The organism is Actinospica durhamensis, assembly GCF_018139695.1.
Taxonomy (GTDB): Bacteria; Actinomycetota; Actinomycetes; order Streptomycetales; family Catenulisporaceae; genus Actinospica; species Actinospica durhamensis.
This window is the reverse complement of the sequence record NZ_JAGSOG010000320.1, coordinates 1-9003: the sequence shown is the minus strand read 5'-3', so window position 1 is coordinate 9003 and position 9003 is coordinate 1. Positions and strand designations below refer to the sequence as shown.

General features: G+C 72.4%; 8 protein-coding genes. 5 read left to right on the top strand and 3 right to left on the bottom strand.

Annotated elements, in window-relative coordinates; translation table 11 throughout:
* Nucleotides 1–519 (bottom strand): gamma-glutamyl-gamma-aminobutyrate hydrolase family protein (locus KDL01_RS35900; RefSeq protein WP_212533162.1); only part of this gene is annotated, 519 nt, incomplete at its 3' end.
* The gene (locus tag KDL01_RS35895; protein ID WP_212533161.1) at nt 512–2071 is read right to left on the bottom strand and encodes an aldehyde dehydrogenase family protein; all 1560 of its coding nucleotides are present in this window, start codon (nt 2069–2071) and stop codon (nt 512–514) included. The genes KDL01_RS35895 and KDL01_RS35900, both read right to left, overlap by 8 nt.
* Nucleotides 2072–2165: 94 nt before the next feature.
* Here KDL01_RS35895 and KDL01_RS35890 point away from each other — a divergent pair, with 94 nt between their 5' ends.
* From KDL01_RS35890 to KDL01_RS35870, 5 genes are read left to right on the top strand one after another with little or no spacing between them, the layout of a single operon-like run.
* Entirely contained in the window at nt 2166–3659 is a 1494-nt protein-coding gene (locus KDL01_RS35890) for an aldehyde dehydrogenase (protein WP_212533160.1), read from the top strand.
* Nucleotide 3660: 1 nt separating this feature from the next.
* Complete coding sequence (locus KDL01_RS35885; protein WP_212533159.1) at nt 3661–4671, top strand: DODA-type extradiol aromatic ring-opening family dioxygenase; 1011 nt, start codon at nt 3661–3663, stop codon at nt 4669–4671.
* Nucleotides 4668–5522, top strand: coding sequence for a fumarylacetoacetate hydrolase family protein (locus KDL01_RS35880; protein WP_212533158.1), 855 nt, complete (start codon nt 4668–4670; stop codon nt 5520–5522). Before KDL01_RS35885 ends, KDL01_RS35880 begins: the two co-directional genes overlap by 4 nt.
* A 58-nt stretch (nt 5523–5580) precedes the next feature.
* A complete protein-coding gene (locus KDL01_RS35875) occupies nt 5581–5799 on the top strand; it encodes a ferredoxin (protein ID WP_212533157.1) in 219 nt (72 codons plus the stop codon).
* Nucleotide 5800: 1 nt separating this feature from the next.
* The gene (locus KDL01_RS35870) at nt 5801–6985 is read left to right on the top strand and encodes an NAD(P)/FAD-dependent oxidoreductase (RefSeq protein WP_212533156.1); all 1185 of its coding nucleotides are present in this window, start codon (nt 5801–5803) and stop codon (nt 6983–6985) included.
* A gap of 103 nt (nt 6986–7088) precedes the next feature.
* On the opposite strand, the gene KDL01_RS35865 is transcribed toward KDL01_RS35870, so the two are convergent.
* Nucleotides 7089–8504 carry an arabinofuranosidase catalytic domain-containing protein gene (locus KDL01_RS35865; protein WP_368861718.1) on the bottom strand — a complete coding sequence of 472 codons (1416 nt, stop codon included), beginning with the start codon at nt 8502–8504 and terminating at the stop codon, nt 7089–7091.
* Nucleotides 8505–9003 lie beyond the last annotated feature (499 nt).

Sequence of the window (9003 nt, the reverse complement as noted above, 5' to 3'; positions counted from 1 at the left end):
CTCGACCGCGCCCGCCGCCCCGGCCGCCGCCGTCCGCCCGAGCACGGAGCCCGGTGCGACTTCGACCGGGTGTACGCGGTGGCGGTGCTCGCCCTTGGCTGAGGCCATGTCCTGGGTCAGGTCGCCGCCGAGGGCCACGTTGAGCACCTGCAGGCCGCGGCAGATCGCGAACAGCGGCAGGTCGGTCTCCAGCACGGCGCGGGTGAGGGCGAGGTCGAAGGCGTCCTGCTCGAGGTCGATGTCGTACCCGGTCGGATCAGGCCTCTGTCCCGACCAGGAGGGATCGAGGTCGCCGCCGCCCGGCAGCAGCACCGCGTCGGCCACGGCGAGGCGGGCGCGGACGTCATCGGGATCCGCGACGCCGCCGGGTGCGTGCGGGTGCAGCAGCAGCGGCTCCCCGCCCGCGCGGAAGACGGCCTCGACGAGGGCGCGGGCGGCCACTTCGGCGCGGTAGCGCAGGGCCGACGCGGAGTCCGAGAATCTGGCCGGGATCACCACGATCGGGCGCGGCTCAGGCATAGGTGATCCAGGTGGTCTTCAGGTCGCGGTACTCGTCCAGGGCGTGGCGCGATTTGTCGCGGCCGAAGCCGGAGAGCTTCACGCCGCCGAAGGGTGCGTTCATGTCGCCCTCCTCGTAGCAGTTGACCCACACCGTGCCCGCGCGCAGCCGCCGGGCCATCCGGTGCGCGGTGCCGAGGTTCGCCGTCCACACCGCCGCGGCGAGGCCGTACGGCGTGTCGGCGGCCACCGCGAGCGCCTCGTCCTCGTCGCGCACGGTCTGCACGGCGAGTACGGGCCCGAAGATCTCCTCGCGGATCAGGACATTGTCGCGCGCCGCGTCACACAGCACGGTCGGCTCGAGGTAGCTGCCGCCGGTGTCCTCGAGCGCGGGGCATCCGCCGGTCAGCAGCCGGGCTCCCTGCGCCACGCCGAGACTCAGCACGCTGCGGACGCGGTCGAGGTGCGCCCGGTCCACGAGCGGGCCCATGCGGGTGGAGGCGAGCAGCGGGTCTGCCGGGTACCACGCGGCGGCCGTGCGCACGACGCGGTCGAGCACGCGCTCGGCGACGGCCTCGTGCACGACGAGGCGGGATCCGGCCGTGCACATCTCGCCGGAGTTGAAGAAGATCGCCCACGCGGCGGTGTCGGCCGCGGCGTCCAGATCGGGGGCGTCGGGCAGGATGATGTTGGGCGACTTGCCGCCGAGTTCGAGGTAGACGCGCTTGAGGTTGCTCTCGGCCGCGTAGCGCAGGAAGTGGCGGCCGACCTCGGTCGAGCCGGTGAAGGTGAGCACGTCCACGTCCGGGTGCTCGCCGAGCCTGCGCCCCACGGTCGCCCCGTCGCCCGACAGGACATTGAGTACGCCAGGCGGCAGCCCGGCTCGGGCCGCGAGGTTCGCGACGTACTGCATCGAGAGCGGGCTGCGTTCGGCGGTCTTGAGCACGACGGTGCAGCCGGCGGCCAGGGCGGGCGCGATCTTCCAACCGGCCAGGGTGAGCGGGAAGTTCCACGGCACGACGGCCGCGACCACTCCGGCGGGCTCCTTCGTCACCAGGGCCAGCTCGCCCTCGGCCGTCTGCGGGATCTCGCCCGCGTCCTTGTCGGCCAGTTCGGCGTAGTAGCGCAGGCAGCGGATGAGTGCCCTGAGTTCGATCTCGTAGGCGTGCCGGATCGGCTTGCCCATCTCGAGGGTGACCAGCAGCGCGATCTCGGCCCGGTGCGCCTCGACCAGATCGCTGAAGCGCCGCAGGGTCTCGCCGCGTTCGCGCGGGTGCAGGCGCGGCCAGGGGCCGTGGTCGAAGGCCTCGCGGGCCCGCGCCACCGCGATGTCGGCGTCCTCGACACCGGCCCAGGCGATCTGCGCGATCACCGATCCGTCGCGCGGGGTGCGCACGACGCGGGTGGTACCGTCGGCCGCCTCGACCTGCGCGCCGCCGATGTGCAGGCCCGCGGGGAAGGCCACGGTGGCCGCGCGCGCGATCCAGTCGGTCTCGGCGACCGGGTCGGCGGGCCGGTCGGGGACCGGGTCGGCGGGCGTGTCCACGTCCGGATGCGCGCCTGGGTCTGTCATCTCGTCCTCCCGTTGACCGCGGGTCGAAGCAGGGATACGTTTGGGTCCAAACGATATACCGTCGTTGTTCGCCCCACCACCCCCAGGAGCCTGCATGACCCTCGCGGTGATCGCCGGAGTCGGCGTGGACACGCGTCACTGGATCGGCGGCCGGCGCGTCGATTCCGCGGACGGCTCCACCTTCGAGGACCACTGCCCCGCCGACGGGCGGCTGCTCGCGCGGGTGGCCCGCGGCGGCCGGGCCGAGGCGCACGCGGCCGTCGCCGCCGCGCGGGAGGCGTTCCCCGGCTGGGCCGCGACCGCGCCGGCCGAGCGCGCCCGCCTGCTGCGCGCGATCGCCGACGGCGTGGACAAGCGCCTCGAGGAGCTCGCCGTCGTCGAGACCAGCGACAACGGCGCGCTGATCCGCTCGCATCGCCGGGGCGTGATCCCGCGGGTGGCCCACAACTTCCGCTTCTTCGCCGACTACCTCACCGAGCAGCTCGCGCACCCGGACTTCGACACCCGCGGCCACACCAACCACGTCTCCTGGGATCCGGCCGGCGTCTGTGCCCTGATCTCGCCCTGGAACGCGCCGCTGATGCTGGCCACCTGGAAGGTCGCGCCCGCGCTCGCCGCCGGGAACACGGTGGTGCTCAAGCCCTCCGAGTGGTCGCCGCTCACCGCGTCGCTGCTCGCGGACATCGCCGCCGCGGCCGGGCTCCCGCCGGGGGTGCTCAACGTCCTGCAGGGCATCGGCGAGGAGGCGGGCGCCGAGCTCGTCGCGCACCCGGACGTGCGGCGGATCTCCTTCACCGGCTCCGTGCCCACGGCCAAGCTCGTCGCGGGCGCCGCCGCCGCGAACCTCACCCCGGTCTCGCTCGAGCTCGGCGGCAAGTCGCCCTTCCTCGTCTTCGCGGACGCCGACCTCGACCTGGCCGTGGCCAACGCGGTCGAGCAGTACGACAACGCGGGCCAGGTCTGCCTGTCCGGCACGCGGATCTACGTCGAGGAGTCGATCAGGGACGAGTTCCTCGCGCGGTTCCTGGAGCGTGCCAGGGCTCTGCGCCAGGGCGATCCGCTGGACGAGGCCACCGACATCGGGCCGTCCATCCACCCGGAGCACCTCGCGCGGGTGGACGGGTTCGTGCGGCGGGCCGAGGCCGCCGGGGCGCGGGTGCTGCTCGGCGGTGGGCCGAACGAGGAACTCGGCGGGCTCTACTACCGCCCCACCTTGTTCACCGACGTCGACCCGCACAGCGAGCTCGGCACCGAGGAAGTCTTCGGCCCCGTCCTCGTGCTGCACACTTTCACCGACGAGGACGAGGTGGTCGCCGCCGCCAACGACTCCCGCTTCGGCCTCGCCGCGATGCTCTTCACCGGCGATCGCGAGCGGGCCCGGCGCGTGGCGGGGCGACTGGTGGCCGCAACCGTGTGGACCAACTGCTTCTTCGTGCGCGACCTGCGCGCGCCCTTCGGCGGGGCGCGGCAGTCCGGCATCGGCCGGGAGGGCGGGACCTGGTCCTTCGACTTCTACTGCGAGGTCAAGAACACCGTGACCGCGCCGGCCGGCTGGCTCGGGGACGCGCTCGAGACGGAAGGGAACTGAGATGGGTGAGGTCGTCGGCGCCGGGCTGCTGGCGCACGTGCCGACCATCGTCCTGCCCGAGGCGGACCGCCGGGAACTCAACCACGGCGAGGACTCCTCGCTCGTCGCAGGGCTCGAACGGCTGCGCACCGAGGTGTTCGACACCCTCGACTACGACACCGTGGTCGTGCTCGACTCGCACTGGGCCACCACGGTGGAGTTCGTGGTCGCGGCGCAGGAGCGGCGCTCGGGCCTGTTCACCTCGGAGGAGTTGCCGCGCGGGATGTGCCGGCGCCCCTACGACTTCCCGGGCGATCCGCAGCTCGCGCACGCCGTCGCGGCCCGGGCCGCGCGGCACGCCACCTGGATCACCGCGATCGAGGACCCCGAACTGCCGATCTTCTACGCCACCACCAACCTCTGGGAGTACCTCGGCCGCGGCCTGCCGGGCAAGCGCTGGGTCTCCATCGGGGTCTGCCAGACCGGCGACGTCGAGGACCACCTGCGGCTCGGCCGCGCGCTCGGCGACGCGATCGCGGCCACCGACCGGCGCGTCGTGCTGATCGCCTCGGGCGCGCTCAGCCACACCTTCTGGCCGCTGCGCACCCTGCGCGCGCACGAGGCGGCGGGCGTCGAGCACATCCACTCCCCCGAGGCGGCCGCGGCAGACCTCGAACGCATCGACTGGTTCGGCCGCGGCGAGCACGCGCGGGTGCTCGCGGCCATGCCCGAGTACGCCCGGTTCAAGCCGGAGGCGCGGTTCGGACACTACCTGATGATGATCGGAGCGCTCGGCGAGGGAGACTGCACCGCCCACGCCCGCCGCTACGGCGAGTACGAGAACGCAATCGGAACCGGCCAGGCACACTTGTGGTTCGACCGCCCGGCCGGCGGCTTCCCGCGTCCGCGCGCTACCGTGCCGGACGCGCAGGACCTGGCCGTACCCGAGTTCGCCGCCGCCCACGCCGCCCATGCCCACGCCGCCGCCGATGCCCACCTTGACCAGAACGCGGAAAGTGAGACCGTCCGATGAGCGCGACCCGAGAGTTCCGGCGCATCCTGCTCGACGGCGCCCCCGTCGACGTCGTGCGCGAGGGTGACGTGCTGCGTGCCGGGGACGGCCGCGAGGTGCCCGCCGCCGCGGCCGTGCACCTGCCGCCGGTCGCCCCGACGAAGATCATCGCGGTGCACCTGAACTACCGCAGCCGGGTCGAGGAGTTCGGCACGAAGCTGCCGCCCGCGCCCACCTACTTCCAGAAGCCCACCACCGCGCTCAACGCGCACGGCGGCGCGGTGGTGCGGCCCGAGGGCTGCAAGTGGCTCAACTACGAGGGCGAGATCGCGATCGTGATCGGCCGCACCGCCCGCAACGTCTCCCCCGCCGAGGCCGGCGCCTACATCCGCGGCTACACCGTCGCCAACGACTACGGCCTGCACGACTTCCGCGACACCGACGCCGGCTCGATGCTGCGGGTGAAGGGCTCCGACACGCTCTGCCCGCTCGGCCCGGGCCTGGTCGAGGGCTGGGACTTCCGCGGCAAGACGCTGCGCACCTACGTCAACGGCGAGGTGAAGCAGGAGGCGAACACGGACGAGATGGAGTGGGACATGCACTACCTCGTCGCCGACATCGCCCGCACCATCACCCTGCACCCCGGCGACGTCCTGCTCTCCGGCACCCCGGCCAACTCCCGCACCGTCTACCCCGGCGACGTCGTCGAGGTCGAAGTCGAGGGCCTCGGCCGGCTGGCCAACCACATCGTCACCGGCCCCACCGCCGTACGCACGGACGTCGGCGCGCAGCCGAGCGAGAGCGAGGAAGTCCTGTCCACCGCGCAGGGCGGCGACTGGGAGTTCCGCGGCATCCGCCCGCCGCGCCGCTGACGCACCCCCGGTACCGCGCGCACCCACCCACTCCCCCGGACCTCAGGAGCCGATCCCCATGCGTATCACCGTCGATCTCGCCAAATGCCAGGACCACGGCCAGTGTGTCTACTCCGCGCCCACCGTCTTCGCCCTCGACGCCGAGGGCAAGCTCGCCTTCCGTACCGCGACGGACGGTGACCGCTACCGGTCCGAGGACCTCGACGAGTCGCTGCGCGACGACGTCGAGGAGGCCGCCGACGCCTGCCCGCTGCAAGCGATCATGGTCGAGGACTGAGATGGAGCGCTGCGTCGTCGTCGGCGCGTCGATGGCGGGACTGCGCGCCGCCGAGGCCGTGCGCAAGACCGGGTTCGGCGGGGAGGTGGTGGTGATCGGGGACGAGCCGCACATGCCGTACAACCGGCCGCCGCTGTCCAAGGAGGCGCTGCTCGGCACTGCCCCGGCCGACCTGGCCTTCCGCGTACCGCGGGCCGCGCAGGACGTGACCTGGCGGCTCGGCGAGCGGGCCACCGGCGCGGACCTCGACGCCCGCACCCTCACGCTGGCCGGCGGCGAGACGTTGGAGTGGTCCGGGCTCGTCGTGGCGACCGGGCTGACGCCGCGTCGGCTCTCACTGCCCGGCCCCGCCGCGGGCCGCCACGTGATCCGCACGCTCGACGACGTCGTCGCGCTGCGCAAGGAACTGATCGCGGGCGCCCGGCTGGTCATCGTCGGCGCCGGGTTCATCGGCTGCGAGGTGGCCGCTGCCGCGCGCGTGGCCGACGTGGAGGTGGACGTGGTCGCGCCGGAGCAGGTGCCGGTGGAGCGGCCGCTGCGGGCCGAGCTCGGCAGAGCCCTGCAACGCCGGCACGAGGCCCACGGCGTGCGCTTCCATCTCGGCACCGTGCCCGTCGCGTACCTCGGCACGAGCCGGGTGACCGGCTTACGTCTGTCCGACGGGACGGAACTCGCCGCGGACGTCGTGCTCGAGGCGGTCGGCTGCGTGCCCAACACCGGATGGCTCGAGGGCAACGGCCTCGACCTCGGCGACGGGGTGCAGTGTGACAACCTTCTGCGGGTCGAGGGGCGGCCGGACGTGGTCGTGTGCGGGGACGTGGCCAGTTTCCCGAACCTGCTGTTCGACGACGTGCCACGCCGCGTGGAGCACTGGACCATGGTCACCGACACGGCGAAGCGAGCGGGCGCCACGCTCGGCCGGCACCTGGTCGGCGAGCCGGCCGACCCGGCTCCCTTCGCGCCGATACCGTCGTTCTGGAGCGACCAGTACGATCTGCGGCTCCAGTCCTTCGGAGCCGTCGGCCTCGGAGCGGACGACGTCCGGGTGCTCGAGGGGGACCTCGACGCGGACGTGGCCGTGGGCTACCACCGCGAGGGACGGCTGGTCGGTGTGGTGCTGATCGGCCTGCCGCAGCGCTACCAGCACTATCGAGCCCTGATCGCGGGCAGCGCGGCTCGTAGTTGAACCGGCACTTCGCTGACCTGCTCTTCTCCGACGTGCCGTCTCGGCTCCCGCGCCACCCGCGGGAGCCGAGACGGGGTTCATACCAGGGCTGGTTCTCCCTGCCTCAGGTGAGAGTCCATTGCTGGTTGGATCCGCCGTTGCAGGTCCACAGCTCCACCAGCGCCCCGTTCGCGGTCGACGCTCCGGTCACGTCGAGACAGAGCCCTGACTGGACGCCGGTGACGGTGCCGTTGGAGTTGAAGGTCCACTGCTGGTTGGTCTGGTCGTTGCAGGAATAGATGATGACCTTGGTCCCGGCCGTGGTGCCCTTGCCGCTCGCGTCCAGGCAGAAGGTCGTGCCGGAGACGGTCAGCGTCAGCTCGTTCGAGGAGTTGTGCGTCCAGGTCTGGTTGGTGCCGCCGGTGCAGGTGGAGATGTCGGTCTGGGTGCCCGAGGTCGTACTCGAACTCGGGTCGTCCAGGCACTTGCCCGCGCCCACCGCGTTGAGCGGGCCGGTCGAGGTGCTCGTGCTGCCGCCGGAGCCGTACCCGGCCGCGACGATGTTCGCCTGGACCGAGGCCTCGGTGGCCGCCGACGCGTAGCCGGAGGTCATCACGCCCTCGTAGAAGGTCCCGCTGGAGCCCTTGCTGTTGTCGCCGCCGATGCCGAGGATGATCGCACCCTGCTTGTGCATCGGGTTGTAGCCCGAGACGTTCGGCCGCGCGCCGCTGTAGTCCGTGCTGAGGCTGCCGGACTGGGCGTTGCCGCCGAGGATCGCCCACTGGTTCGCGCCGCCCTCGATCATGGCGGTGGTGTAGCGGTAGGTGGTGGTCGGGTCGGCGGAGTTGGAGCCCGCGTTCACGCCGGAGTACAGGCCGTTCTCCATGTCGGCCATGATCCACGGCCCGTTGCCCGCGCCGTAGCCCCACGCCTTCTCGGTGCCGAAGTAGATGGCCTCCATCGCGCCGTTGCCGTCGTCGTCGTTGTTCGTCTCGGCGTTGCCGTAGTCGAAGCAGCAGCCGTTGTCGTAGTGGGTGCCGTCGAGCACCGCGTACTCGCTCTCCGGGTTGTCGCCGGTGGCGATCCCGGTGGTGGAGTCGTCGCGGTAGCCGTCACCGGCCGCGATGTAGACGCCGTACGCCTCGTGCCCGTCCAGCGTGGTCGGCGCGGCGGTGGCACTGGCCAGCGCGTCCGGGCCCGAGGCGGCGCCGCCGGCCGGGGCGTCGGTGAGGTTGTTGCCGTTGCCGGACTGGTCGTAGATCTCGGTGATCACGCACGTGGTCCCCGAACAGAACGAGTCCTGCGCGGCGGCATTGGCGTAACCGCCGGCCGAGAGCACCCCGATGTTCAGGGTCGTGCTGTCCGACGAACGCCTGACCTGGTAGAGGTTCCCGTCGTACGCCGCGTACAGCGCCCGGGTGGTCGAGTGCGCCGCCACGCACGGCGTACCGCCGGACGCGTAGATGTCGCACGGACCCTGGCTGGCGGCCTGCGCCGGCGCGGCCACCGCGACCACACCGGCGAAGCCGCCCACCGCCATGCCGAGCGCGAGCGCCATCTTGCTGATAGCGCTCACATGCCAGCGCAGGTGGGAGCCGCGCCCACGGACGCGACGGGGCGGCGCGGAGCTCATGCCTCTGGTCATCTGGTCTCCTGACGATGCCGTCCGGGCGTTGGTGCAACGCCCGATTGTGAGCGTTAACATTTCCGGCCCCAAGTGGGCCCGCGAGCGGTGGGTACCGCGGGGGTGGCACGGAGGGTTCTGGGGAAAGATGCTCCGGCTTCAGCTCTCTGTCAAGAGTCGGAAACACGCGGTCAACACCGGCGCCGCCGAACTCGTGGAATCGGCGGAATCGGCGGGATCGGCGGCGATCACGCGGTCGGCGGGGCAGGACCGCCATCGCCGCCGTGACGTAGGCTGCTCGCCATGGACGACCCGGCCGCTGCCCCGACCGCCGCTCCCACCGCACCTCCGCGCTGGGAACTGTGGCGCCAGGACGACAACGGCAACCGCTACCTCGTCGACGCCCACCCCGACG

Coding starts and splice junctions, on each gene's coding strand:
- KDL01_RS35895 (WP_212533161.1), bottom strand. CDS start 2,071: ATGACAGACCCAGGCGCGCATCCGGACGTGGACACGCCCGCCGACCCG.
- KDL01_RS35890 (WP_212533160.1), top strand. CDS start 2,166: ATGACCCTCGCGGTGATCGCCGGAGTCGGCGTGGACACGCGTCACTGG.
- KDL01_RS35885 (WP_212533159.1), top strand. CDS start 3,661: ATGGGTGAGGTCGTCGGCGCCGGGCTGCTGGCGCACGTGCCGACCATC.
- KDL01_RS35880 (WP_212533158.1), top strand. CDS start 4,668: ATGAGCGCGACCCGAGAGTTCCGGCGCATCCTGCTCGACGGCGCCCCC.
- KDL01_RS35875 (WP_212533157.1), top strand. CDS start 5,581: ATGCGTATCACCGTCGATCTCGCCAAATGCCAGGACCACGGCCAGTGT.
- KDL01_RS35870 (WP_212533156.1), top strand. CDS start 5,801: ATGGAGCGCTGCGTCGTCGTCGGCGCGTCGATGGCGGGACTGCGCGCC.
- KDL01_RS35865 (WP_368861718.1), bottom strand. CDS start 8,504: ATGGCGGTGGGCGGCTTCGCCGGTGTGGTCGCGGTGGCCGCGCCGGCG.